We start from the raw sequence: 25,960 nt of genomic DNA on the forward strand, positions 1-25,960 counted from the left end.
AGCCTTTAGGTTAAATAGAAACGCCCTTCACCGATTTCTCGGTGAAGGGCGTTCGCATTTGAGGAGCGCTTTCTGTCTAGAGCTTCTTTTTGTCTAGAACATTGAGGCGTTAATCCACAAGTGGGTAACGATGCTAGCGGCATAGCCTAATAAAATGGCTGGCATCCAGCGAAGGTGAACGGCAAAGGTATAGATCCCCCGCGCCTGCCCCATCAAGGCGACGCCCGCAGCAGATCCCATCGAAAGCAAACTGCCCCCCACGCCTGCGGTCAGGGTAATCAACAGCCAGTTACCCTCGGTCATGTCCGGGGCCATGGAAAGTACCGCGAACATCACCGGGATGTTATCCACAACGGCCGAGATAAGCCCCAGCACCACGTTAGCCCACACCGGGTTCCAGCTACCGTAAAGCGTTTCGGAAAGCAGGCTGAGGTAGCCCATAAAGCCAAGGCCACCGACACACATCACGACCCCGTAGAAGAACAGTAGCGTGTCCCACTCGGAGCGCGCAATACGGCTGAAAATATCAAACGGCACCACGCTACCGAGCTGTTCAAGCTTCTTCCAATCGCCACGGCGAGAATAGCGCTCGCGCTTGCGTTCCAATGAACGCGGCAAACTGCGACGCAGGTAGTAACCAAAGAACTGCAGTAGGCCTAAACCAAACATCATGCCCATGGCGGGCGGTAAGTAAAGAATAGAATGACAAAGCACGGAGATGGCCACGGTAATCAAAAACAGCACGATAATCCGCCGCGCGCCGCGCTTGAGCCAGACATTCTCTTGTAACGCCGCCGGCTGGCGATTAGCAATGAAGAAATTCATGATCACTGCAGGCACCATAAAATTAACCACGGCCGGCACCAATAATGCGAAGAAGCCTTCAAACGGTACTTGGCCCGCCTGCCACACCATCAACGTGGTGATATCGCCAAACGGGCTAAAGGCACCGCCTGCGTTAGAAGCCACCACCACGTTAACGCAGCAAAGGCCGATAAATTTCTTATCACCTTCAGCCACTTTGAGTACCACCGCACACATCAACATGGCGGTGGTCATATTGTTGGCGATCGCCGAAATACCAAACGCCATGACGCCGGTAATCCAGAATAGGCTGCGATAACTGAAGCCTTTGCGCACCAGCCAAGAGCGCAGCGCATCGAATACACGGCGCTCTTCCATGGCGTTGATATAAGTCATCGCGACCAGCAGGAACAGTAGCAGCTCGGCGTATTCAAGCAGCGTTTCACGGAAGGCGGTTTGCGCCTCTTCTGGCATGCCCGCTTGCACATAAGCCCAGGCGACGAGCGCCCAAATAAGGCCGGCAGCAACCAATACAGGTTTAGACTTACGCATATGCAGTAACTCTTCAGTCATCACCAATGCATAGGCGAGCACGAAGATCACAACAGAAGAGATACCGGTTAGCGTGAGGGTAAGGTCAAGTGTCCCGGCGGCGGCATAAGAGAGCGAAGGAAAGATAAAAAGCGAGCAGGCGAGCAACAACCAAGCGACTCGGCTAGCGTAATGCCGAGTTGCGAGGACGTTTGGTGGTTTCATGGCGATATTATCCAATCAGGAGGGAGAAAGACCGCCACGATAATAAGCACCCTAACGACATGCTGCAACGCAACGGCTGCGCATAAGATGCGGCGTATTGCCGCATCTTGTAAAGCGTTTTTATTAGCTTAATGCTAATGTGGGAGAGTAATAAAGTTTCATACTTAAAATCCATGTACAACGGACTCTGTGGCTTGGGATTCAAGTCATTTTTGAAAAAAGTATCATACTCATCAGACAAATTTAGTTGTTAAAGCCTTAATTATAAGTAATAAAGTCTCATACTAAACCTATGGGGATCGGCCGTGTTATCGAGGTATGTACGTTAACTCGGGTGAGATCTAGTTCTCAATCCATTGAAGTTTTCGTTAAGACCTCGCTCCCAGCGATGAATACGGATAAGCAAAGTGGGCTCCCGCTTCCAGCGCTTCAATTCAATGACGGGTAATTGCTTACGGTGGCTAAATAAAAACTCAACCCACGGCCTGAATTGAGCCTCCAAATAGAGCGAGGATGGTCCTTAAGACTAAAAGCATAGCTGGAAAATCGTTAGCGCCAAAACATCACGGCTAGCTAGAGCACACTGTTCCGGCAACAGATCTGACGCTATCAATTTATCCTGTCGGAAAGAGGCCAGTAGCCAGCAACCATGCATCTTTCGGCTGACCTTGACCGACCTAAACTACCACCGGTTTAATCGCCACTGAGCAGCAGCAAGTTCAAACTCAACTCTTACGTCTCATTAGTTCCGGGTTTGGATGGTTGGCACCACAGACATACCCACGCGTAGTTTATTCGCCTCAGGCTGACCAGAATCCACGCGAATGCGTAAGGGAAGGCGTTGCACAATTTTAGTAAAATTACCGGTTGCATTGTGTGGCGCAATGGCGGAGTAGCTGACCCCACTAGCAGGGCCTAAACTTTCTACTGTCCCTTTCAGGGTGGCGCCGGGCAAGGCATCTACTTTGATGTCCACCGTTTGTCCTATTTGGATATGAGCCAATTGCGTTTCGCGATAGTTCGCCTGGATATAGACGGCATCAAGTGGAACGATTGCTAGCAGTGGAGTACCGGTATTGACGAAGGCTCCGACACGAACCGATTTCTGTCCCACGGTACCGTCAACTGGGGCCGTGATACGCGTATAGGACAATTTTAATTCCGCTGCGGCTTGAGCGGCCTGGGCTTGGGCTAGCGCTGCTTTGGTCTTTTCCAGTTCAGCTTGCAGAATGGCCACCTGCTGCTGGGCCGCTTTTAGTCCCGCTTGGTTCTTCTCTTGGCTCGCCAGACGGATATTCAACTGTGATTGGGCCTGTTGCATGGCTTGGACAGTACCTGAACCATCGGCGGCCAGGTTGCGATAGCGTTCGTGGTTAGCTCTCGCCAATACTAGCTCGGCCTTATCCATGGCAACGGCTGCCTGCGCTTGGTGTATCGCGTTTTGCTGCTGTGTCAGACGAGCTTCCAGACTGGCGACACTGGCGTTAGCACCGGAAACTTGTGCTTTAGCGGCATCCACGGCGACGACGAAATCCCGGTCGTCAATGGTCGCGAGCAAGCCCCCTGCCTTCACCTGCTGGTTCTCCTCCACGAATACCTGATCGACCTTCCCAACAATCTGTGGGGCAACAAAAGTGAAGTCTGCCTGTACATAAGCATCTTTTGTGGACTGACTTGATGCGCTTGATTCTGGCCGATTGAGATAAAGCACACAGCCTATCGCGACTGCCAATAGCAGTACTGCACTGGTGATTTTGGCTTTCTTTGGCAATGCCATGATGAAATGATCCTTATGAAGATGATGATAAAGAAGTACTGGCCTTCAGGTCAGGCGCAGGAATGTAGGTCAGCCGCAGCACGAAAGGAATCAAGATCAGTGCCAGAACCCCCAAGGCGCGATAGGCATCCGACACCGACAGCACCAATGCTTGTTGGCCGATAATGCCCATCAACTGGGACGGCTCAGGCACCGATGAGAGAGAGGACTCAGCTAGCGCGGCATGATCCAGCAACATTTCCCCATGAAAGCGTCCGCGAACCGTCAGGAACTGCCCGACCACGGCACCGCCTATCAATGAGCCGAGAGCACGCAGCGTATTAATGGTTCCCGACACATAAGGACCTTCGCTAGGCCGCACCACGCTGGTGGCGAGAAACAGCATTGATACCACCGCCATGGGCTGGCCGAGTGCCTGCAGCATCTGTACCATCACGAACTGATCCCGATTCCAATCTGGAGTAAGCCAACTGCCCGAGAAACACGCCAGCGCAATCAAAAGCAGGCCAAGGCTGAAAACGAAGCGAGCATCGACCCATTTCTGGTACAGCAAGACCGCTACTACTGAGCCAAAGATCAGTTGTGGCAAGGCGATAATCAAACCAATGGGAGCTATCTGCTGGGGGCGGTAATCCTGTAATGGCCCGAGGTAGTGCATTGGCAACATCACCCCGGAGCTCATGACTACCAGTAGAAAGACAAACAGTGTACAGTTCAGCCCCAGGTTGCGCCGCTCCAGCAATTGCAACTTGATGAACGGAGAAGGGTGGTACCATTCAGTAAGTAGATAGACGCCCAGCAAAGTGAAGCCAGCCACCAATGACACGACAATCAGGGGGGAGTTAAGCCAATCCAGCCGCACTCCCTGATCCAGAGCAACCGCAATAAGGCCCAGCGCAGGCGCACCCAGTGCCAGGCCAACCCAATTGGCTTGCCGGAAACGCCCGGTCTGAATGGCATCCTTCGGCAGCCCCCAGGCAATCAGCCCACCTGCGATAAGGGCCAAGGGTATGATCTGCCAATACACCCAGCGCCAGTCGAGCAGTCCGTCAGTCCAATGCCCAGCCAACCAGATCGACACATTGGGTGCGAAAGTAGCCGTCAGTGCATACAACGCCAGACCATGCAGCCGTATATGGACAGGAAGGAATTTCAATGCCGCCATCATCAGCAAGGGAATCATAGTTCCGCTAGCGACACCTTGCACGAAGCGTAGGGCGAGCAACAGATCGAGACGCTGGATAAAGGGCATCACCAAGGCCAATAATGCGCAGGTGCCAATCATCCACAGCTCAAAGCGCCGTATGGACAGCGTAATGGCAAACCAGGCGGCGAAGGGCATGGCGATGAGCTCACCGGCGGTATACACAGTGGTAAGCCAGGAGGCGCCGTCCAGGCTAAAACCCAACGCCCCTCGCACGTCCGCCAGCGCCAGCGCACCAACGCGGTTGTTCAGCCCCGCCATCATGGCGGCGACAAGAATGCCGACCAGGCCACCAAGCGCGCGCCCGGATGGCTTTGCCGCCACAGCAGGCGAGCTTGCGGGCGGCTGTACTACGACCGTGCTCATTGGTCCGCCTCCAGGGATGACGGCGCAATCGACAGGGCGTCCGGATCCCATCCGCCCCCTAGTGATTTGTAGAGGTTCACCAGCGCTAGGGTGGCGTCGGTGGCATTGTCATTGAGCCGGGATTCGCTCTCCAGCACGTTGCGCTGTGCGGACAGTACTCGCAAATAGTCCACCGCACCCTGCTGGTAGCCTCGCTCGGCGGCATTCAGCGCCTGTATGTTCTGCTCGTAGGACACCTGCAGGTTGGCGTGCTGGCTGCGTTGTGCTGCCCAGGCATCCAAGGCGTTATCCACTTCGTGCCAGGCCTGCAGTACCGTTTGCCGGTAGGCCAGCGCGACGCGCTTTTGTTTCGCCTCATTCAGTGCTAGTCGCTGTTTCAGCCGCCCCCCTTCAAAGATGGGCAGATAAACGGTAGGGCCGACGGAAAAAAAGCGGGAATCCCAACTATCTAGGTCGTCGGATTCAAAGGCTTCTACCCCAATTCGAGCTCCCAGGCCAATGCGGGGATAGAAATCAGCCCTGGCAACGCCGATGGCGGCGGTGGCCGCATGCAGTTCGGCTTCGGCACGCTGAATATCGGGTCGTCGCTGCGCCAGCTCGGATGGAACCCCCATCGGCACCTTGCTCGGCAATGAAGGCAGGGGCATGGCGTTTTTCAACTCGGTGTCGAATGCCCGCGGTTGCTCTCCCAGCAGTAAGGCCAACGCATTCATCAAAGCGTTTCTGTGCTGAATGAGCGCAGGCACCATGCCCTTGACTGTAGCCACTTGCGCACGAGCGGACGCGACCTCAAAGCCGGTGGCTACCCCATTGCGTTCACGGCTTTCGATCAGTTCTAGGGCTCGCTCGGCAATCGCCTGATTTTTCTGCGTAATGTTCAGCTGGGCCTGGGTGCCCCGTAATTGCAGGTAAACACGGGCCACCTCAGCGGACAATGCCACCCGGGTCGCCTCATGGTCGTATACCCTCGCCTCAAGGGCGGCAGTGGCCCCTTCGCGCGCTCGATGAGCTCGCCCCCACAGATCAAGCTCCCAGCTGGCGTCAAATCCGAGTTGCCAGAAACCGGTGGCGCTGGTCGGTGCTCCCAGCGCGGCCAGCCGGCCGTGCTGGCTGAGCCCGCCACGGGAATAGCTCGCATTGCCCGCCGCACCGGGCAACAGCTGGGCCGACGTGATACCCAGCTGTGCGCGGCTTTGCTCTATGCGTTCCGCCGCCATTTGCAGGCCCAGGTTACCGGCCTGGGCTCGTTGCTGCAGTTCGGTTAATATCGGATCATTGAACAGTACCCACCACTGCACAGGCACATTGACTACGGATGTTTCCTGCATATGACGGTAATCATCCCGAGGCGATAACGGCGTTCCCGGCAGACTGTTGCCGGGCTGAACAAAATGGGGGCCGACCGCACAGCCGGCAAGCAGCAGTATACTGAGCGCTACCGTGGATTTACGCAGCGAAGGTAACAACGATTGTGGAGTCATATAAGCTCACCGAACTGGTGGCAAAAAAATAATCCGGGTAACATTGCCCACCAAGAACGATGGGATGCACCAGGATAGCGATACAATTTGCACTGTACCGTACAGTTCGATACAGTGTCAAGAATATACATCATTGCCAAGAGGCCGATTCAGATGCAACAACGCAACCTAACCGAACATGTTTCCCTTTCGGGTGAAACCGAGCTTAGTGGTAAAGCACTCAAGGTTTTGCAGGCTGCTCGAAAGGTATTTCTGGCCCATGGCTTCAGTGCTGCCACCACCGACATGATCCAGCGCGAAGCCGGGGTTTCAAAATCAACGGTATATGCGCACTTCACCAACAAGGAAGCGCTCTTTACCGCCGTGATCAAATCCGAGTGCGCTGCTTTTACCAGAGCCCTGCATAATATCCGCTTTCAGCCGGGGCGACTGAAAGAAACCCTGGGCATACTGGCTCGGACCTATCTGGATGTGGTGCTCTCCCCGTCCGGACTGGCACTATATCGTGTTGCCATTGCCGAAAGCGCCCGCTTTCCTGCTCTGGCACATACATTTTACCGTGCCGGGCCGCAGGTTAGTGCCAGGCTGGTTGCCGATCTGTTAGCCGGTGCCAGCCAGTCCGGTGAAGTAAATTTTGGTGACACCAGTCTGGAGGCCGTCGCCTGTATGTTTGTAAACCTGGTCCGCAGCGAGCTGCAGTTACAGTACCTGACTTACCCGGACAGCCCACCCTCGGCAGCGCAGATAGAGACTTGGGTAACCAATGTAGTGACCCTATTTATGCGTGCCTACGGAGGCGGTGATAAATAAACCAGAATCAACATAAACACTTGATGGCAAAAACTAATTGCTCTGACAGCACCACAGGATCGAGAAGGTAATTGGCAACTTCACGGGAAAATGCGGGGAGTAGGGCCACCGGTCCTTATATCAGGAGCCTGCTGGCGGCGGGTAAATACCAAGCATGTGATAAACCCGGTATAGCCTAATCACGATGTCCGGCTGCAAGCGCACAACTTGCAAACTCAGAGCCTTCAATTTGTGCCGCTAAGCCAGGCTTTGCATGTGCCTCTTGAGATGCATTGTGTGATTATTGTTCTGTAGAAATCAGCCTCACAAACACCCTTTCAGCCCACTTATCAATGTCCTCTGCGGTAATTGCTCCGGGCTTGTCAGACTTTTGGTGTGGAATCCAAGTGTGATTCTCTGCACCGACCAAGTTATCCAAATGCTGCTTCGGCCAGGATAGAGATGCCTTAAGCAACTGCTTTTCCATCTCAAACAAGTGGGGCTCTATGTCGCCGATAGCCTTGGCGAGAATCACTTTAGTCGATAAGGCCTTGCTTGCATCTGAAGTATCGACTTCCAGCAGATAGTACCCTGTGAGGCCTGCTGTAACATGGGCGACCGACATACACCTCGGATTTTGATCAGTTTCCAATATATGCTTTTTGCATTTACCAATATTCGGCAACTTTCTCAGTGGATCGGTGTTGACCTTAAAGCCATATTTATCCCTAAGTAATCCGAGCATTTTTAAGTAGCTCTCGAATTTGTTCAGATACAGGTAAGCATCATCAGTTTGGTCATCAAGATTGTTCCATTCGGCGCTTATCAGACCTCCGTATGGTCCTTGCTCTTCGGTACTGACATCTTTGGAAACTTCACCCTGCTCACCATCGTTCTCGTGGCCTTTCACCGTGGACTTTCTCTTTTTGCTGATCTTCGACGTCTCCACCGCACGATTGAACGCAAGCTCAGTCGTGTTTTCTCGAATCATGACCGGCTTGTTTTCCCGGCTTCCTTCCGCCGCGTCATCCACGTTATACCCAGGCGGCCGCTCAAGAGCAGAGCCGGCTACTACACCTTTCCCAGCGACCCGAGTGAAAAACTTGGGACTGTAAAACTCGATATGCTCAGGTAAGTTGGCGGGAATATTTCTTATGCTGGTAACCTCGTAAACCAAGAACGTTTGGCTTTCTGGGTCAAAATTACCTTTCAACTTCAGGCTGGCACCTTCCAGTACTGGAGGTTCGAACTGAAAGGTCCATACTCTGTATTGCCCGTCATCAGCTCCATTACGCAGCTGGTAATTGCCAATACTGTCGTATGAACGCCAGGCATCAGCATCCATCAACAACCAGGCAAGCACCCGGCGATAACCATAATCGTTAAACAGCTCTGCCGGACAATTGCAGGTATCCAGTACGTTGATGATGGCCTTTCCCCACACGTTGTCGTACTCAACTGCAAACTCATTGTTCAATACGTCATGAATTACCGAAGAACGGGCCAGATAGCCATTGTGAAAAAAGAGCGCTCTCGCCAGTTCGAACTGGGGAAGATAGATCCTGGTACCGTCTGGATGGTGGAACACGAAGCAATGTTGCCTAGCTTCCTTATGCAGCCGCCTCTCAAGAGCCGGACAGTTACCAAGCTCGTCAACTAGCCATTCGTGGGTCGAGGTTACTGTAAATGTTATCTCGTAATTCTTACGGTAATAGTCTTTGGTTGGGTTGATGATGTTCTTGCGTATCAGCATAGGTGCATTGGAAAGAGAGGTTGAATCCTTTCCATGCTCCTTGCTGGGGTAGATGCTTAAATTGATCCCCCATCTGACTCCGTCCACCCTACAGAAAAAATCGCCAATTCCGTTGAGCCAGGTATCGTCCTTGAACCCTTTCAGGTAGGTGCTGCTGTTCAAATTTCGAGTACCTCCTCAAGAAATCGACGGGCCAGGTTGGTAAGCCGCTGCTCGCTCAAGCTAGCTCCCCTCAGCACCTGCCAACGTTTCAGTGGCTCGTCATCCCGTGTTATGTGTATGACGGTGCGGGTGATTCTTCTTATTTGATATTCAAATATACTTTCACAGTACCGAACAAAAAACAAACTACACAAAGGTAGTAGATCTAAGTGCTTTTCTACCTGGGCCTTATACTCCAACTGGTTCAAATACCAGTTCATTGAGTGCCTAGGTGTATCGAGCTTCTGTTCGCTTAGTTCTAGAATGCCTATAAGCTTTCTAACGATATCTTTGTCACGTCTCTGCCAATCAACCTTAGCTTTATGTTTGGGCTCCAGCTTTCTATTAGTCTGGTTAGTTTTGAACAACCAGTTTCTATCGCGACGATACAGCCAAGCATATACCCCCCCAAATCCATTGAGACGAGCCTGTTTAGTACCTTGCTTTTCGACTACGGCCAGCCACCGACTGCGATATTCAATTAGCAAAGGATTATCTTTTTCATCCAGAATCTTTGTCGGGATTTTCTTATCCAATTTAAGTCGAGCAACCCTATCGACGACATCAACTAGTTTCCATTTTGGCTCCATAAAGGCGTAAAGCACTACTAGGTGCTCCAGGTAGCTGAAAGCCTTGCGGTGCTTCCGAAATATATTCTTAAGCCAATTAGTTTCACTATCATCTGGCATAAGTCCGTATAAAGAAAGCCAGCTTGCTCCCCAGTACCCGACGACCTTTTCGCGGATAAGCTTATGGCGCATTTGGATACCGCGAGTTAATCTGTGTTCGGCTGCCAAATTGGCATACCAAAGGCTCCATTGGGGCAGTTCGGGTACTACTACTGTTCCTAGGTTCAACAGTTCATCTATGCTTTCTGCAAGCAAATTGCTTTGCCATTTCCCCGGTAGTTGATCGATTAAAGGGCAAATATTCGGATCCGCCGCCATAAATTCATGCCGTTGGGCATCGTGACGACGTGTTTTTGAATTGATGAGGCTTCCGTGTGCAGGACAACTATCGGCACCAGCCACCTGCCAGTCACGCCGCCAATAACATTCTCCGTGCTTGCTCACTTGCTCGCACATGCAAGCAGGACAATATCTAAGATAGATCGGTTGCCTAATGCGCGAAGCCGCTACCCCGACAGCGAGGTGAACCGCACTCTTGTCGTTTGCGGTCAGTTCCCGGATCAAAGCAATCCGCCGAGTTTCCCCCACGAAAGGCGCATATAAAGGGAAGAGGGTATTTTGATAGAGTAAATCGAGCGGTGTAACACCGAGTGCTGCAGGGTAAAGCTCTGCGATCCGCCCCAGATGCGATGGCAGATCAGACGTGGCTAAGACCTTGGTATCGCCGAAGACCTCCAATAACAGCCCCTTCGGCGAGACAATACCACTGTGAACCCTGTGCCTAGCAATAGTGCTATATAGCAATTCGTCGCGATAAGGCAGAGGGAAACCCAGCATGTCAGCCCACATGCCTTAGCCAATTAGGCACATCGAATAACTCTTTATCGTATTTCAGATCATCGTACAGCCGTCCCTTGTCTGCCTGAGAGAACTTAAATCTCAAATCTTCAGAAGATAGCGTATGCCAATCTCTAGGGTTCACCTTTTCAGCTTTGATCTTTTTTGGTTCAGACGGCTTAGAATACCACTCCAATATGATTCGACTCAGCTCCGGCAGAGAAAGATTCGGGTGTTCTTTGAAAGCATTTACGATCAGAGGCTGTAACAGTTCGGAAGTACATCCCATGGCTTGCAACATAGTATGCAGCCGCAGTGCTTTTTTACCTTAGTACCAGATACGTAACCGGGCACGAAAGGACCGAAAGAAGCCTGAATAGTTTTGAAACTACGCTCGACGATCCCCTTAGCATCACCGCGATAGGGCGGTGTATTTTCTATTCTTACTGAAAAATTACTCTCTAGATTTTCGATCTGATAGCCCAACAGCTCACCTCTGTCAGCCAGAATTGCGTCTGGCAGACCAATGCTTGGCCAGTTCTCCAATTCGATGTCAAAATCCAATTCTTTGCAGTACGAAGTTTTATCGGTAGTAGCCATAAATAAAGCCTGCATAGCTGCAGCATAGGAAGCATTTTCAAAACCTATATAGAAACCGGCAATCATGCGGCTGAACACATCTATAACCATGTAGACAACGGGACGGCCGACTATATTTCCCCTCTCACTATCAGATACAAGGTAAATATCGGCGATGGTGGCGTCTATCTCGTAGCGGGATCCTGGCCCGAGTACCTGAGTATTCGCCGTGCCATACAGAGGTCTAATATCCTTGTTATATTCTATGCTCGACACACGCTTTCTGAGCTTGTCCGGTTGAGAATACTCGCGCTTATAAAAATGCATCATCTGCCAGTTGCTGGGCAATTCTTCTTGAGGTGTATCGGGGAAATAGTTTAGATATAGAGTCTCGAAGCGACGATGGGCATAGGGGAATGAATGTCCTTTGTCCTTCAACAAATAACGATCAATGGCCATACGAAACAGGCGCTCTATAAACTCATCAATTTTGGCTCCGATGCCAGGCTCATATTTACGCGGACGCCCAAGTTTCTTGTCATTGGCTATCCGCCTCTTACCCTTGCCGCCAGAATTTTTGTAGTCAGGCAATAAGGAATTCGGCGTCTGCCCGCGCTGCCAGTAGCGACGAGCTAACCTATACAAAGTCTGCTTGGTAGAGCCATGTTCGGCGAGGATGCTTTTAATGACAGCGCCACGGCTTTTCGGTACAAAGAAGTCGGGTAAAATGAGCAGCGGTTTGATCAGAGCATAGTTAGTGTCGCGTTTGGTTCTGGCAGTGCTTCCTTCATTAGGCGTTTCAAAGGCTAATTCGCGATATGGGTCCTCGACACGCTCAAGGTTTTCCTGCTCAATGGCTTTTATCAATTCGTCGATAGAAGCTAATTCAGGGAACGCAGACTCGTCGTTAATATCTATCCATACTAGGTATTCACCTAGCAACTGTAGAACGCGGTAACTACGTTCGCCGATCTTAAGAACTTCATTGATTCGAAACAAGATATGTCTCCCGGATAAAACCCAGCTCTCCGGCTTTTAAATCACACGCCTTGAGCTTTGTGGTCGGAATAAATATATCGAAGGAGAAATAGCGCTTGGCTAACAAACACCTAACTTCGTAAAGCGATTCGCCGAGCTGCAGGTCATAAGCGATGTCCATCTCTTTACAGATGACAAGTACCGTCTTGTGAGGGCTTTTTTTGAAGTGGTGGGCATAGAATTCGATCTGCTGCAGCGCCAGCTCAGCATCTTTTTCTTCCTCTCTTTGAGCCGGATAGAGCCACTTGATATTATTGGTTACTACATCTGGCACGTCCTGATCTGTTATCAAATACCAAGGCAAGGTTTTTTCTTGCCAATATCGGCGTTCGAGTTCCACTTTTTCCACAGTTCTGACATCGTTGAGAGCTGATGCATACTTAGCCTGTAGTACCCATCTAGGCTCTTTTTCGTCGGTAGAGTCGACCAAAAAATCCGACGACATATACTGGTCTAACCCGGCGATATTGGGGTGTTTTATCCCTGAATCTATTGCCAGTCTACGGGTAAGATCCCGCTCCAGTGGAAATTGCTCGCGGATCTGGGTGACTTCACTGTGCCATTCCAGCATCAAGAAAACGCAAAGTTCAAGATCAGAAAATAGATGATGGGTTCGTTTCGATTTATGGCCAAAGACTCGATGAACGCGGCCTAGAGAAGGAAAATCTCTAACCGTTAACCAAGGTCTGTAGTCTGCATGCTGGCCGCTACCGCGACCCTCTTTGATCCACTTATCGAATTTAACCTCGGTAAATCCCTTCTTGTACGATGCCATAAAAAAAACCGCCTGACTCAGCTCATTAAATAAGCATAGTTCTGACGGTCTTGGTATGCAACTCTATTACTCAGTATGATACTTTAATACTTAGTATGATTGTTTATTACTATCCCACAGCTAAATATGATTTAGCGTATTAATTACTCTACTGTCACGCTTTTAGCTAGGTTACGCGGCTGGTCAACATCGGTGCCTTTAAGCACGGCTACGTGGTAACTCAGCAGTTGTAACGGCAGGGTATAGAGTAGCGGCGCCAGCGCTTCATGCACGTGGGGAAGCGTCAGAACGCGAATATCTTCCTGGGCATCCATACCCACACTTTCGTCGGCAAACACGAACAGCTGGCCGCCGCGGGCGCGGACTTCCTGAAGGTTGGATTTCAGCTTTTCCAGCAGGTCGTCATTGGGGGCGACCGAAATCACCGGCATTTCGCTGTCCACCAGTGCCAGCGGGCCGTGCTTTAACTCCCCGGCGGGGTACGCTTCGGCATGAATATAGGAGATCTCTTTGAGCTTAAGTGCCCCTTCCAGCGCAATCGGATAGTGGGCGCCGCGTCCCAAGAAGAGTGCATGATTTTTTTCCGCAAATGCTTGGGAAAGCGCTTCGATCTGGCTGTCTAGCGCCAGCACCCGTTGGCACACCTCGGGCAGCGTGCGCAGTGCGGCGATGATATCTGGGTGTTCGGCTTGCCCTTTTGCTTTGCTCACGGAAAGCGTGAGTAGCATTAACGCCACAAGCTGAGTCGTAAAGGCTTTGGTGGAAGCCACACCAATTTCAGGGCCTGCACGTGTCATCAGTGTAATGTCCGACTCACGCACCAATGAACTGCCAGGCACGTTGCAAATTGCCAACGACCCGACATAGTTCAGCGTTTTCGCAAAACGCAGCGCCGCCAGCGTATCTGCAGTTTCACCCGACTGGGAGAGGCTGACGAACAACGTACCTTCGGGCACGACTGGATGGCGATAACGGTACTCAGAGGCCACTTCAACTTGAACCGGTACACCGGCGTAACGCTCTAACCAGTAACGCGCCACCAGCCCGGCGTGGTAGCTGGTGCCGCAGGCGATAATATGCACTTGGCGGGTACGCTGGAAAAGCGCCAGAGCATCGGGGCCAAAGCTCTCCACTAACACGCTTTGAGCACTCAGCCGCCCTTCTAATGCTGCCTCGATCACCTTCGGCTGCTCAAATATTTCCTTGAGCATGTAATGACGGTATTCGCCTTTGCTGGCAGCACCGTCACCGTGCTCAAAGGTCTGAATAGGACGCTCAACGTGGTTACCATGACGATCCACAATGCGAATAACGCCCTGCTCGCGTAGCTCAACCAGGTCGCCCTCTTCAAGATAAATAAAGCGATCCGTCACTGGCAGTAGTGCCAGCGGGTCAGAGGCTAAAAAGGCTTCATTAATGCCCACGCCAACTACCAGCGGGCTTCCCTGGCGGGCGCCGACCACCACACCTGGTTCTTTAGCGCTCATCACGCCCAAAGCATAAGCGCCACCTAAGCCGTTAACGATCTGTTGCGTCGCGTCAAAAATGGTGAGGCCATCGTTCAGCTTTTCGGAGAGTAAGTGGGCAATCACTTCGGTATCGGTTTCGGAGTCAAACGCGTAGCCGTTGCGCTGTAAGTTATCTTTTATATTCTCGTAGTTTTCAATAATCCCGTTATGCACCACCGCCACTTGGTTTTCATCAACATGGGAGCCGCTATGATGCGGGTGGGCATTGGCTTCAGAGGGTTTGCCGTGGGTTGCCCAGCGGGTGTGTGCAATGCCCGAAAAACCCGGTAGCGCGGAAGCTTCCAATTGCGCAGCGAGCGCCGCCACTTTTCCGAGCGCCCGGCGGCGGGTCAGCACGCCATCGCTAAACACCGTCATACCGGCCGAATCATAGCCTCGATACTCCAGGCGTTTTAGACCTTCTAATAGAATTTCTTGGACGTTGCGCTGGGCAACGGCGGCAACAATGCCACACATAATCACTCTCCTAGGTCATTAACCAGAGCACTTTACAAATACTACTCAACCAATCCGCAGAACGGTAAAACGACGGCCACTGATTATGAATACGGCTTTTTAATGATCCTTAACACCATTTTAAGAACTATGGCTTTAAGAACTATGGCTCTGTGCGCTTGCTGGGGCGCAGCCAGTCGATTTTTTCTAGCTGGCGACCACGCGTGACGGCTAAGGCGTAATCGGTAACGTCTTTAGCAATTGTCGACCCTGCCCCTACGGTAGCGCCTTTGCCTACCGAGACAGGCGCGACTAGGGCTGTGTTCGAGCCAATAAAGGCATTATCACCAATCTCTGTGTGGTGTTTGTTAGCACCGTCGTAGTTGCAGGTAATCGTGCCCGCACCAACGTTCACATCCCGGCCTAAGCGTGCATCACCTACATAGCTTAGGTGATTTATCTTACTACCCTCACCGACATCGGCATTTTTGGTTTCAACAAAATTGCCCACCTTGGCTTTTACCGCCAACCGTGTCCCGGGGCGTAACCGCGCAAAGGGGCCGATCTGGTTCAAGCCCGCTGCCACGGTGCCCTCTATCACACTATGGGTGTCTACCACGCTTTCGGCACCAATGGTGCTATTTTTAATCACGCAGTAAGGGCCAATACGCACGCCTTCACCCAGCTCAACGTCGCCTTCAAAAACGCAGCCCACATCAATGAAGACATCATGCCCGCAGGTTAAACGCCCGCGCACATCCAAGCGTGCGGGGTCGGCAAGCGCCACGCCCTCTGCCATCAGCTTATCGGCAAGCTGCTGCTGATAAGCACGTTCCAGGCGGGCCATTTGTGCGCGATTATTGACCCCTTCCACTTCAACCGCAGTGGCTGGCTGGGCCGTGCATACCTTGATGCCTTCATCGGCGGCCATGGCGATCACATCGGTCAGGTAGTACTCACCCTGGGCATTCTCGGCGGAAAGCTGCGGTAACCAGCGTTTTAACTGAGCGCTGGTCATGGCCATAATACCGGTATTGCATTCGGTGATCTCAAGCTGGGCACTGTTGGCATCTTTTTGCTCAACGATCGCCACCGCCTCACCTGCATCGTTGCGCTCAATACGACCATAGCCGGTGGGGTCATCCAGCGTCACCGTCAATAGCCCGATGTGCTGTTCATCCACTTGGGCCAACAGCTCCCTTAATGAATCACGCTGTAACAGGGGAACATCGCCATAGAGGATAAGCACCTTGCCGCTACCGAGCTGCTCAAGCGCTTGGGCCACCGCGTGACCGGTGCCTTTCTGTTCGGCCTGCACCGCAAACTGCACCGCAGTGTCGGCCAGCGCCTCGCGCAGCTGTTCTGCACCATGGCCGATGACGACATGGGTACGATCAGGCTGCAGCCCGGAGGCAGTATCCAGTACATGCTGCACCATTGGCTTACCCGCCAAGGTATGCAGTACTTTAGGGGTTTGAGAACGCATACGCGTGCCTTTACCCGCGGCGAGAATGACGATATCCAGTTCATGCATGTTATTCACCTGTTACGGGTTATTCGGCGGGCATGGCCGCTGGTGGGTTCGAGGCTGATAAGGGGGAGGCTGATAATTGCTCAATGCCCAGTTCATCCACCAACAATTCACCGAAATAATTAACGAATTCGGGTGAGGCGACACTGCGCCACTGCTCTCCATCACGCACGAGCAGAAGCACCTTGAGATCGTTTTCGATGGCCATCTGCATGGCCTCCTGCTCGCCCACCACCAGCAATGCTGTCGCCCAGGCATCCGCCCAAGCGTTGGAAGGATGGAAAACCGATGCCGACGCCACTTGGTGAGTTACCGGTCGACCTGTTCGTGGATCGATAGTGTGCGAGAAGCGCTGGCCATCCACTTCAAAATAGTTGCGATAGTCGCCTGAGGTAGCGACTGCCATGCTCTCCAGCGGAATAATATGTTGTGCACGCTGCTGGCCATCTTCGGGGACTTCAATGCCAATCCGCCACGGCGTCTGCTCGTCTTCATCTCTTACGCCACGGGCGATCAGATCGCCACCTAAATTGACTAAGTAGTGTTCAATACCCTGTTGATCCAAATATGTGGCCACTCGGTCCGTGGCATGGCCTTTGGCCACACCGGAAAGATCGATAAACACATCGCGAGTACGCCTTGCCTGCATATTTTGGCTATCAAGCTCTACTGCATCAAAACCCACTCGGGCAAGTTGCTCGGCCAGCAACTCATCAGCAGGTACCTCTTCAGGCCGGGACCCGGGGCCGAAGCTCCATAAATTAACTAGGTCACCCACCGTAATATCAAAGGCACCGTGGCTAGCTTCAGCCACCGACTGGCTGATGGCCAATACTTCAATCAGTTCGTTGGAGAGTGGTTGCCACTCGTCTACAGGCGCCTCGTTAAAGGCGATTAGTTCGGAATCGTCACGGTAGGTGGACATCGCCTGATCAACGCTCTCAAGCTCTGCTTTGAAACCCTCTTCCAGTGCAAGAGACTCGCCCTGAGTGAGCGGATCCATAATGGTAACTTGATAAAAGGTGCCAAAAATATTGCCGTCAAAACGGACGGGGGGTTCCAGCGGGCGATCACTCTCGGAACAGCCAGGCAATACCAGCAGAGCACCCAACAATACGCCTAACACTCCTAATGCCCTTCCCCACCTACCCGACCTTTCTACCAACTCAGTTTTGCCAGACTTTTTCTTATCAGATCTGTTCATAGCTGCCTTGCCCTGGAAATAAAACTTTTAAAAATTAAGTTCTTAAAATCAATATTTTAAAATAAATTATTGAAAACAAACTGTTAAAAATAAAAGAACCACAGCAGCCAAGCGCCAAACAATACGCGATAAATAACAAACGGCTGCATTCCCAATTGTTTGATGATGACTAGGAAATAGTGGATACATAGGTACGCGCTGACCCCGGACAATAACGTACCCACTAGCATCGCTAACCAATCAATCGACTGCGGCGCGCTAAAAAGGCCTATGGCTTCCAAGCCACCGGCCAACACAATCACCGGAATCGACAGCAAAAACGAGAAACGCGAAGCGCCTTCCCGGCTCATTCCCACCATTAACGCCGCTGTAATGGTGATGCCCGAGCGTGAAGTGCCCGGAATTAGCGCCAGCGCCTGGGCACCGCCAATAATCAGCACATCCTTCAAACGCAGTTGGTATTCGCTGCGCGTTCCCCCTTTACGCCAATCGGCATACCCCAACAATAGCCCGAAACCAATTAAACTGAAGCCTATTATCAGCGTAGAGCGCATAAAATGAGAAATAACATCGTGCAGTACTAAACCAATAATACCGACGGGAATGGTGGCTAATGTCACCCAAAAGGCGAGCCGTGCATCATCATTAACGCCTTTACCGCGTATAGCCGCTAGGCTGCTGGTCACCATCTGCCAAATTTCTTGGCGAAAATAGAGTATTACGGCGGAGAGGCTGCCCAAATGCAGCGCCACATCAAAGGCTAAGCCTTGGTCTTGCCACTCTGTCAGCACAGGCACCAAAATTAGGTGGGCAGAGCTTGAAACGGGTAAAAATTCAGAAATTCCCTGAACAACCGCTAACACCACCACCTGGAGCCAATCCATAAATAATCCCGTGTGTCGTCATAATTTGATGGTTTTCAATGGCGCTAAAGCATACACATCCGTCCATTCTTTGTCCGCCATTGCCTTACTGAGATTGCCCGCTACCGCCGCTTAAAAGCGCTGTTTCACCCTCCAAAGGCAGTGGATGCTATAGAGGATATAAGGAGTGCGCTACAATAGGCGTCTATTGAAAGCGTGCGTCCTTGCAAGGTACCCATGACTCAGACCGTTGAAACGCCAGTGGTTCACGACCAAGCGCGACTTAGCCAAGAAGCCAAGCGTGTCACCTACATCGGTGCGTGGTTGGATGCCCTATTGAGTATCGTTAAAGTCACGATTGGTTTTATGGTCGGCTCAGCGGCGTTGATCGCCGACGGCATTCACTCTTTATCGGATTTAATCACCGATGGCTTTGTTCTCGCGGCGATTCATTATGGCCGCCAGGAGCCCGATAAAGACCACCACTACGGCCATGGCCGAATCGAAACCCTGACCACCCTATTGCTGGGGAGTGTACTGATCTTCGTCGCGGGCGGTATTGCCTGGTCGAGCCTGGACCGCCTGTTTAGCGGCACCGACGTCAACGCCCCTGGCCTGCTGGCGATTGTTATCACGGTGATTGCGCTGCTCAGTAAGGAGTGGATTTTTCGCTACACCATGCGCGTCGCCAAGCGAGTAAAGTCGAAATTACTTGAAGCCAACGCTTGGCACTCGCGCAGTGACGCACTCTCCACCGCCGTGGTGCTGGTAGCCCTGGTAGGCGCCCAATTTGGCTTGGGCTGGTTGGATGCTGTTGCTGCCATCATCGTGGGCTTATTGGTCGGAAAAGTAGGCTTGGACTTGCTGTGGGAATCGGCCCGCGAGTTGGTAGATACCGCGCTACCGGTGGATGTACAGGATCAGATGCACGATGTGGCCTGCAGCGTACCGGGTGTGGATAGCGTTCATGACCTGCGTACGCGCCAGTCGGCGGGCTGGGTGATGGTTGATCTGCACGTGGTGGTGGGGCCCAAAATTACTGTGTCAGAAGCGCATGAAATCGGTAACGAAGTCAGCCGCCGCCTACGCCATGAATTCCCCGCGTTGACCGATGTGATCTTCCACGTTGACCCCGAAGATGACGCCGGTGCGGGCGACCCAAGTCGTTTGCCTGGGCTCCCACTTCGCCCTGAAGTAGAGGCGGCCCTGGATGCCCGCTGGTATAAGCACCCTGTGTGGCGCACTCTGAACGAGCTGCAGTTGCACTACCTGGACGACAAGGTCTCGGTATCGCTGATTATTGCTGATGCGGTCCATCAACCGCCTCAGTGCCTCGCTAGCCAGTTAAAGGCACTGGCCAGCGATATTGAGTGGCTCGGACACGTCGAAGTGCTGTTTATTACCCGGGCGGCCAGTAGCTCAATGCGCTAGGTTTAACCGCTTATTTATAGACCGGATAGCATGAGGGTGGCGATACTGAAGTAGATCACCACCCCAGAAGCATCAATCAGCGTGGTCACCAGCGGTGCCGATGCGGTTGCTGGGTCGACATTAAAGCGTTCCAGCACAAACGGCAGACACATACCCAGCAAGCTGCCGAACAGTACAATAACCACCATGCTAAAGGCGACCACCATGGCCAGCGCCTCACCGCCGCGCATGATGCCAATCGGCGTTACTGCAATGGCCATGGTAATACCTAACGAGCCCGCTACGAGCAATTCGCGACCAAGCAGTTTCCCCCAATCTTTAACGCCCACATCCCCGGTCGCCATACCACGCACCATCAGCGTGGCTGCCTGAGCCCCGGCATTACCGCCACTACCGATCAACAGCGGTAAAAAGAATACCAGCGCCACCTGGGCGGCAATGGTCTCTTCAAAATAGGCAATCCCGGCACCCGAAAACAGGTTGGCAAAGACCAGCAGTACTAGCCAAAACACTCGCTTGCGATAGAGGCTCCAGAGCTTCACACGGCTCACGCCATCCTCTAACTGACCGATCGACATCCCTTTATGGAAATCCTCGGTGGCCTCGGATTCGGCCACGTCCATGGCGTCATCGTGGGTCACGATGCCAACCATCCGGCCGTCCGCATCGATCACCGGCAGCGCTAACAGGTCGTACTTTGCCACAATTCGGGCAACATCTTCCTGAGCATTATCAACGCGGGTGCTGATAACATCCTTGATCATGATGTCATCCACAATGGCGCCTGGGCGTGCCACCATCAGTTGGCGTAACGACATAGTACCGATCAAATGCCCATCACTATCGAGGATATAGAGCTGATAGACCGTTTCTGCATCGGGCGCGGTTTGGCGTACCCGCATCATCGCTTGTGACACCGTCATGCCACTGGCTATAGAGACATAGTCAGAGGTCATGATGGCGCCAGCGGTACCCTCTTCGTAGCTGGCAAGCCGTTTGAGATCTTCCCGCTCGCGATGGGCCATGCGACGCAGCAGCGCTTCCCGGCGGTCTTCACTGAGTAGATTAAACAGGTCGGCGCGTTCGTCTGAACCCATCTCTTCCAGCAGCTTGAGTACCTGGCTGTCGTCCAGCTCCCTGACGACCTCAAGCTGGCTCTCACCGGGCAAGTAACCCAGTACGTTTGCAGCACGCTCGGCAGAGAGAATATTGAGCAACGCGAGCGCGGCTGGCAGCTCCTCATCGTCTTCAATCATCTCTTCAAGCACTTCACCGATATCCGCGGAGCGGGTTTCGGCCAAACGCAAAGAGAGCACCGATTTACTAGGCACTTCCTTGGCCAACTCGTCGAGTAGTTCGGCTTTTAATTGCTGTAGGCTTTCATCGTTAAGTGCCATGGCTCTCCCCTTCACACTGACAAACGTCGTGCTGCCGACTTAATCCATTACAAAATCCATTACCTAACTCATCATACTTACTTATATTACTATCCTTACTACCCAACAAAAAAACGCCCCTTAAACCCTGATAACGGGCTTAAGGGGCGCTGTACCACGCCAAATGCGTGGGTATTAGCCTTTACCCGCCTTTTTACGCAGCTGCTGAATCGTTCGCAGCTGAGCAACGGCTTCGGCAAGTTCAGCGGCCGCTCGAGTATAATCAAGCTCCGATGACTTATCGTTAAAGGCTTTCAGCGCTTGCTGACGCGCTTCTTCGGCAGCAGCCTCATTGAGGTCGCTGGCCCGTGATGCGGCATCAGCCAGTATCGTTACCACATCCGGCTGGACTTCCATGAAGCCACCAGTGACGTAGAAGTTCTCTTCTGCGCCACCATCATAGATCACGCGAACCGGACCCGGCTGAAGCTCAGTCAGCAACGGAGCGTGACCTGGCAAAACGCCCAGATCACCCATCACCCCGGAAGCAATCACCTGCTCAACGGTACCTGAGAAGATGGATGCTTCAGCGCTGACGATATTGCAAGTAAAGCTATTCGCCATAGCGAATCCCCCTCATGGACGGGATTACTTCTTCATCTGGTTGGCTTTCTCGACGGCTTCGTCGATTGAACCGACCATGTAGAAGGCCTGTTCCGGCAATTCGTCGTATTCACCAGCCAAAATGCCCTGGAAGCCACTGATGGTGTCTTTCAGCGAAACATACTTGCCTGGTGAACCAGTGAACACCTCAGCTACGAAGAACGGCTGCGACAAGAAGCGCTGGATTTTACGCGCACGAGATACGGCTAGCTTGTCTTCATCAGACAACTCATCCATACCCAGAATGGCGATGATATCCTTAAGCTCTTTATAGCGCTGAAGAACGTTCTGCACACCGCGAGCGGTCGCATAGTGCTCTTCACCGACAACCAGCGGATCCAACTGGCGCGACGTGGAGTCGAGCGGGTCGATCGCCGGGTAAATACCCAATTCGGCGATAGAACGCGCCAATACCACGGTAGCATCCAGGTGCGAGAAGGTGGTCGCCGGCGACGGATCGGTCAAGTCATCCGCGGGCACGTATACGGCCTGTACGGAAGTGATTGAACCGGTTTTCGTCGAGGTAATACGCTCCTGCAGAACGCCCATCTCTTCAGCCAGCGTAGGCTGATAACCTACCGCTGACGGCATACGGCCAAGCAGTGCCGATACTTCGGTACCTGCCAGGGTATAGCGGTAGATGTTATCGACGAACAGCAGTACGTCGCGGCCTTCATCACGGAATTTCTCAGCGATGGTCAGGCCCGTCAGCGCCACGCGCAGACGGTTACCCGGGGGCTCGTTCATCTGACCGTAAACCAGCGATACCTTATCGATAACGTTGGATTCAGTCATTTCGTGATAGAAGTCGTTACCCTCACGCGTACGCTCACCAACACCGGCGAATACAGAGTAGCCGCTGTGTTCGGTGGCGATGTTGCGGATAAGCTCCATCATGTTAACGGTTTTACCCACACCGGCGCCGCCGAACAGGCCAACTTTACCACCCTTAGCAAACGGGCAGACCAAGTCGATAACCTTGATACCGGTTTCCAGCAGCTCGTTAGAGGCTGCCTGGTCGGCATAGCTCGGTGCTTTACGGTGAATAGGCATACGCTCTTGCTCACCGATCGGTCCTGCTTCGTCGATCGGCTCGCCGAGTACGTTCATAATACGGCCCAGCGTTTCCTTACCTACCGGTACGGAAATAGCAGCACCTGTGCTGGTCGTTGCCATGCCACGCTTCAAGCCCTCAGTGGAGCCCATGGCGATGGTGCGCACCACGCCGTCGCCCAGCTGCTGCTGGACTTCGAGGATAGTCTCAACATCGGAGACCTTCAGCGCGTCGTAGACCTTGGGCACAGAGTCCCGCGGAAACTCTACGTCAATCACCGCGCCGATGATTTGTACGATACGTCCGCTCATCTTGGTTCCTCTCTAAAACCTGCAAATGAAACCTGTCTGCCGGGAGCCGCTAAAAGCGTCGGCTCCCTAGGCGTTATACGGCAGCAGCGCCGCCGACGATCTCAGAAATTTCCTGGGTGATGGCGGCCTGACGGGCCTTGTTGTACACCATCTCCAGATCGTCGATCAGGCCGCCTGCGTTGTCAGTGGCACTTTTCATAGCGATCATCCGGGCGGCTTGCTCACAAGCGCCGTTTTCCACTACCGCCTGATACACCTGCGATTCGATGAAACGAACCAGCAGGCTATCGAGCAACGCCTTGGCATCCGGTTCATACAGGTAGTCCCAGCTTCCGGGACGGGCGTTTTCGTCGTCTTGCTCAGCGTCTGCGCCTAGATCAGGCGACAAGGGAAGAAGCTGACGCACAACTGGCCTTTGCGTCATGGTGTTCACAAACTCGTTGTGCACCACGTACAGCCGGTCGAGACGTCCTTCATCGTACGCTTCGAGCATGACCTTAATACTGCCAATCAACCCTTCAACGGTCGGGGCTTCGCCTAAACCGCTCTTCGCCGCTACCAAATTGCCACCGTAGTTACGGAAAAAGGTGCTGGCTTTAGCACCCAGGGCACAAAAATCCTGCTCTGCGCCCTGCTTTTTCCATTCGCTGGCCTGTTTGAGTAAGGCTTTGAAAAGATTATGGTTCAAGCCACCGCACAGACCACGGTCGGTGGAGACCACAATGTAACCAACGCGTTTCACCTCGCTACGCTCGACCATATAGTCGTGCGTGTACTCGGGGTTCGCGTCGGCAATGTGGCCGACCACGTTGCGGATCTGCTTAGCGTAAGGCTGACTAGCTCTCATCAGATCTTGCGCTTTACGCATTTTAGATGCAGCCACCATTTCCATGGCGCTGGTAATCTTTTGCGTATTTTTAATGCTCCCGATCTGGGTGCGTATCTCTTTTGCAGCTGCCATAGCGATCTACCCTTCGTTCGTGGCTCTCAGAAAGCATGCAAACCCGCCCGCAGGCGGGCTAGACATTACCAGCTCTGAGTCGCCTTGAACTTCTCGAGACCCGACTTCAAGCTGTCTTGAATCTCACCGTTGTAGTCACCGCTCTGGTTGATTTTGTCGAGCAAATCACCGTGTTCAGACTTCATGTAATCGTGCAGCGCACGTTCAAAGTCCAACACTTTGTTCACTTCGACATCATCCAGGAAGCCTTCGTTGGCGGCATACAGAGACAGCGCCATTTCAGCGATCGACATCGGCGAGTACTGATTCTGCTTCATCAGCTCAGTCACACGCTGGCCGTGCTCAAGCTGCTTACGCGTGGCTTCATCAAGATCAGACGCGAACTGCGAGAACGCCGCCAGCTCACGGTACTGAGCCAACGCTAGACGGACACTACCGCCGAGCTTTTTGATGATCTTGGTTTGCGCCGAACCACCCACACGAGAAACCGACAGACCTGCGTTAATCGCCGGACGAATACCGGAGTTAAACAGGTTGGTTTCCAGGAAGATCTGACCATCGGTAATCGAGATTACGTTGGTCGGAACGAACGCAGAAACGTCACCACCCTGGGTTTCGATGATCGGCAGCGCGGTTAAGGAACCGGTTTTGCCTTTCACTTCACCGTTGGTGAACTTTTCAACGTAGTCGGCGTTAACACGCGCAGCCCGCTCAAGTAGACGCGAGTGGAGATAGAAAACGTCACCAGGATAAGCTTCACGGCCGGGCGGACGACGCAGCAGCAGCGATACCTGACGGTACGCAACGGCCTGCTTGGAAAGGTCGTCATACACAATCAGCGAGTTCTCGCCGCGGTCGCGGAAGTATTCGCCCATGGTGCAGCCAGAGTAAGCAGCCAGGAACTGCATGGGAGCCGGATCGGCAGCGCCAGCGGCGACAACGATAGTGTGCTCCATGGCGCCGTGCTCTTCGAGCTTGCGCACCACGTTGGCAATGGTCGACTGCTTCTGACCAATGGCAACGTAAACACAGGTCACGCCTTTGCCTTTCTGGTTGATGATCGCATCAATGGCAATGGCGGACTTACCAATCTGACGGTCACCGATGATCAGCTCACGCTGACCACGGCCGATCGGCACCATGGCATCGATCGACTTCAGACCGGTTTGAATCGGTTCATCAACGGATTGACGAGTAATAACGCCCGGCGCCACTTTCTCAACGGCGTCAGTCATTTTAGCGTTAATCTCACCTTTACCGTCGATGGGGTTACCCAGCGCATCGACAACGCGACCAATCAGCTCAGGGCCTACCGGCACTTCGAGAATACGACCGGTACACTTGGCGGTCATGCCCTCTTCAAGCTGCAGGTAGTCACCCAGCACCACGGCACCTACGGAGTCGCGCTCCAGGTTAAGTACCATGCCAAAAATGCTGTTAGGAAATTCAATCATTTCACCAAACATCGCGTCTTCTAGGCCGTGAATTTTCACGATACCGTCAGAAACGCTAACGATGGTGCCCTGATTACGGGCTTCAGATGCGACGTCAAGCTTTTCAATTCGCTGCTTGATGATGTCGCTGATCTCGGAAGGATTCAGTTGCTGCATGCC

20 protein-coding genes are annotated in these 25,960 nt (G+C 52.8%); 2 read left to right on the forward strand and 18 right to left on the reverse strand.

Annotated features, from left to right (window positions below):
• Positions 1-93 precede the first annotated feature (93 nt).
• The 4 genes from nhaD to ACWI0H_RS21140 form a co-directional block, all read right to left on the reverse strand.
• Positions 94-1,560, reverse strand: a complete 1,467-nt coding sequence (gene nhaD / locus ACWI0H_RS21125) for a sodium:proton antiporter NhaD (protein WP_485874471.1) — start codon at positions 1,558-1,560, stop codon at positions 94-96.
• Positions 1,561-2,302: 742 nt separating this feature from the next.
• Positions 2,303-3,337, reverse strand: a complete 1,035-nt coding sequence (locus ACWI0H_RS21130) for an HlyD family secretion protein (protein WP_309167851.1) — start codon at positions 3,335-3,337, stop codon at positions 2,303-2,305.
• A gap of 13 nt (positions 3,338-3,350) precedes the next feature.
• Positions 3,351-4,907 (reverse strand): MFS transporter, encoded by a 1,557-nt coding sequence (locus ACWI0H_RS21135; RefSeq protein WP_485874472.1) that lies wholly within the window; start codon positions 4,905-4,907, stop codon positions 3,351-3,353.
• Entirely contained in the window at positions 4,904-6,388 is a 1,485-nt protein-coding gene (locus ACWI0H_RS21140; protein ID WP_105188712.1) for an efflux transporter outer membrane subunit, read from the reverse strand. Before ACWI0H_RS21140 ends, ACWI0H_RS21135 begins: the two co-directional genes overlap by 4 nt.
• Positions 6,389-6,541: 153 nt before the next feature.
• On the opposite strand from ACWI0H_RS21140, the gene ACWI0H_RS21145 reads away from it, so the two are divergent.
• A complete protein-coding gene (locus ACWI0H_RS21145) occupies positions 6,542-7,198 on the forward strand; it encodes a TetR/AcrR family transcriptional regulator (RefSeq protein WP_105188713.1) in 657 nt (218 codons plus the stop codon).
• A gap of 280 nt (positions 7,199-7,478) precedes the next feature.
• Here ACWI0H_RS21145 and ACWI0H_RS21150 read toward each other — a convergent pair whose 3' ends face one another.
• The 9 genes from ACWI0H_RS21150 to ACWI0H_RS21190 form a co-directional block, all read right to left on the reverse strand.
• A complete protein-coding gene (locus ACWI0H_RS21150; RefSeq protein ID WP_309167853.1) occupies positions 7,479-9,092 on the reverse strand; it encodes a Tn7-like element transposition protein TnsE in 1,614 nt (537 codons plus the stop codon).
• A complete protein-coding gene (locus tag ACWI0H_RS21155; RefSeq protein WP_339934513.1) occupies positions 9,089-10,597 on the reverse strand; it encodes a TnsD family Tn7-like transposition protein in 1,509 nt (502 codons plus the stop codon). Before ACWI0H_RS21155 ends, ACWI0H_RS21150 begins: the two co-directional genes overlap by 4 nt.
• A 1-nt stretch (position 10,598) precedes the next feature.
• Positions 10,599-10,898, reverse strand: a complete 300-nt coding sequence (locus ACWI0H_RS21160; protein ID WP_485874473.1) for a hypothetical protein — start codon at positions 10,896-10,898, stop codon at positions 10,599-10,601.
• Complete coding sequence (locus ACWI0H_RS21165) at positions 10,853-12,175, reverse strand: hypothetical protein (protein ID WP_485874474.1); 1,323 nt, start codon at positions 12,173-12,175, stop codon at positions 10,853-10,855. The genes ACWI0H_RS21160 and ACWI0H_RS21165 overlap by 46 nt, the downstream gene beginning before the upstream one ends.
• Positions 12,159-12,989: a TnsA endonuclease C-terminal domain-containing protein gene (locus ACWI0H_RS21170; protein WP_309167857.1), complete on the reverse strand. Its 831-nt coding sequence runs from the start codon at positions 12,987-12,989 to the stop codon at positions 12,159-12,161. The genes ACWI0H_RS21165 and ACWI0H_RS21170 overlap by 17 nt, the downstream gene beginning before the upstream one ends.
• Positions 12,990-13,132: 143 nt before the next feature.
• Entirely contained in the window at positions 13,133-14,974 is a 1,842-nt protein-coding gene (glmS, locus tag ACWI0H_RS21175) for a glutamine--fructose-6-phosphate transaminase (isomerizing) (RefSeq protein WP_485874475.1), read from the reverse strand.
• Positions 14,975-15,116: 142 nt separating this feature from the next.
• On the reverse strand, positions 15,117-16,487 hold the full coding sequence (gene glmU / locus ACWI0H_RS21180; RefSeq protein WP_485874476.1) for a bifunctional UDP-N-acetylglucosamine diphosphorylase/glucosamine-1-phosphate N-acetyltransferase GlmU: 1,371 nt from the start codon (positions 16,485-16,487) through the stop codon (positions 15,117-15,119).
• Positions 16,488-16,506: 19 nt separating this feature from the next.
• Positions 16,507-17,688: an FAD:protein FMN transferase gene (locus tag ACWI0H_RS21185; RefSeq protein ID WP_485874477.1), complete on the reverse strand. Its 1,182-nt coding sequence runs from the start codon at positions 17,686-17,688 to the stop codon at positions 16,507-16,509.
• Positions 17,689-17,771: 83 nt separating this feature from the next.
• Positions 17,772-18,572, reverse strand: a complete 801-nt coding sequence (locus tag ACWI0H_RS21190; protein WP_485874478.1) for an undecaprenyl-diphosphate phosphatase — start codon at positions 18,570-18,572, stop codon at positions 17,772-17,774.
• Positions 18,573-18,788: 216 nt separating this feature from the next.
• Here ACWI0H_RS21190 and ACWI0H_RS21195 point away from each other — a divergent pair, with 216 nt between their 5' ends.
• Positions 18,789-19,982: a cation diffusion facilitator family transporter gene (locus ACWI0H_RS21195; protein ID WP_485874479.1), complete on the forward strand. Its 1,194-nt coding sequence runs from the start codon at positions 18,789-18,791 to the stop codon at positions 19,980-19,982.
• A gap of 14 nt (positions 19,983-19,996) precedes the next feature.
• Here ACWI0H_RS21195 and mgtE read toward each other — a convergent pair whose 3' ends face one another.
• The 5 genes from mgtE to atpA form a co-directional block, all read right to left on the reverse strand.
• Entirely contained in the window at positions 19,997-21,379 is a 1,383-nt protein-coding gene (mgtE, locus tag ACWI0H_RS21200) for a magnesium transporter (protein WP_485874480.1), read from the reverse strand.
• A 174-nt stretch (positions 21,380-21,553) separates the two neighbouring features.
• Positions 21,554-21,982, reverse strand: coding sequence for a F0F1 ATP synthase subunit epsilon (locus ACWI0H_RS21205; RefSeq protein ID WP_008959070.1), 429 nt, complete (start codon positions 21,980-21,982; stop codon positions 21,554-21,556).
• Positions 21,983-22,006: 24 nt separating this feature from the next.
• Positions 22,007-23,386 (reverse strand): F0F1 ATP synthase subunit beta, encoded by a 1,380-nt coding sequence (gene atpD / locus ACWI0H_RS21210; protein WP_101145102.1) that lies wholly within the window; start codon positions 23,384-23,386, stop codon positions 22,007-22,009.
• Positions 23,387-23,459: 73 nt separating this feature from the next.
• Entirely contained in the window at positions 23,460-24,347 is an 888-nt protein-coding gene (atpG, locus tag ACWI0H_RS21215) for a F0F1 ATP synthase subunit gamma (protein ID WP_485874481.1), read from the reverse strand.
• A gap of 65 nt (positions 24,348-24,412) precedes the next feature.
• Complete coding sequence (atpA, locus tag ACWI0H_RS21220; protein ID WP_485874482.1) at positions 24,413-25,957, reverse strand: F0F1 ATP synthase subunit alpha; 1,545 nt, start codon at positions 25,955-25,957, stop codon at positions 24,413-24,415.
• Positions 25,958-25,960: the final 3 nt, after the last annotated feature.

It is taken from the genome of Halomonas sp. NYA30 (genome assembly GCF_976980765.1).

What these genes read in the sequence shown, in the direction of transcription:
- nhaD (WP_485874471.1), bottom strand. Translation starts at nt 1,560, where the DNA reads ATGAAACCACCAAACGTCCTCGCAACTCGGCATTACGCTAGCCGAGTC.
- ACWI0H_RS21130 (WP_309167851.1), bottom strand. Translation starts at nt 3,337, where the DNA reads ATGGCATTGCCAAAGAAAGCCAAAATCACCAGTGCAGTACTGCTATTG.
- ACWI0H_RS21135 (WP_485874472.1), bottom strand. Translation starts at nt 4,907, where the DNA reads ATGAGCACGGTCGTAGTACAGCCGCCCGCAAGCTCGCCTGCTGTGGCG.
- ACWI0H_RS21140 (WP_105188712.1), bottom strand. Translation starts at nt 6,388, where the DNA reads ATGACTCCACAATCGTTGTTACCTTCGCTGCGTAAATCCACGGTAGCG.
- ACWI0H_RS21145 (WP_105188713.1), top strand. Translation starts at nt 6,542, where the DNA reads ATGCAACAACGCAACCTAACCGAACATGTTTCCCTTTCGGGTGAAACC.
- ACWI0H_RS21155 (WP_339934513.1), bottom strand. Translation starts at nt 10,597, where the DNA reads ATGCTGGGTTTCCCTCTGCCTTATCGCGACGAATTGCTATATAGCACT.
- ACWI0H_RS21160 (WP_485874473.1), bottom strand. Translation starts at nt 10,898, where the DNA reads ATGTTGCAAGCCATGGGATGTACTTCCGAACTGTTACAGCCTCTGATC.
- ACWI0H_RS21170 (WP_309167857.1), bottom strand. Translation starts at nt 12,989, where the DNA reads ATGGCATCGTACAAGAAGGGATTTACCGAGGTTAAATTCGATAAGTGG.
- glmS (WP_485874475.1), bottom strand. Translation starts at nt 14,974, where the DNA reads ATGTGTGGCATTGTTGCCGCCGTTGCCCAGCGCAACGTCCAAGAAATT.
- glmU (WP_485874476.1), bottom strand. Translation starts at nt 16,487, where the DNA reads ATGCATGAACTGGATATCGTCATTCTCGCCGCGGGTAAAGGCACGCGT.
- ACWI0H_RS21185 (WP_485874477.1), bottom strand. Translation starts at nt 17,688, where the DNA reads ATGAACAGATCTGATAAGAAAAAGTCTGGCAAAACTGAGTTGGTAGAA.
- ACWI0H_RS21190 (WP_485874478.1), bottom strand. Translation starts at nt 18,572, where the DNA reads ATGGATTGGCTCCAGGTGGTGGTGTTAGCGGTTGTTCAGGGAATTTCT.
- ACWI0H_RS21195 (WP_485874479.1), top strand. Translation starts at nt 18,789, where the DNA reads ATGACTCAGACCGTTGAAACGCCAGTGGTTCACGACCAAGCGCGACTT.
- mgtE (WP_485874480.1), bottom strand. Translation starts at nt 21,379, where the DNA reads ATGGCACTTAACGATGAAAGCCTACAGCAATTAAAAGCCGAACTACTC.
- ACWI0H_RS21205 (WP_008959070.1), bottom strand. Translation starts at nt 21,982, where the DNA reads ATGGCGAATAGCTTTACTTGCAATATCGTCAGCGCTGAAGCATCCATC.
- atpD (WP_101145102.1), bottom strand. Translation starts at nt 23,386, where the DNA reads ATGAGCGGACGTATCGTACAAATCATCGGCGCGGTGATTGACGTAGAG.
- atpG (WP_485874481.1), bottom strand. Translation starts at nt 24,347, where the DNA reads ATGGCAGCTGCAAAAGAGATACGCACCCAGATCGGGAGCATTAAAAAT.
- atpA (WP_485874482.1), bottom strand. Translation starts at nt 25,957, where the DNA reads ATGCAGCAACTGAATCCTTCCGAGATCAGCGACATCATCAAGCAGCGA.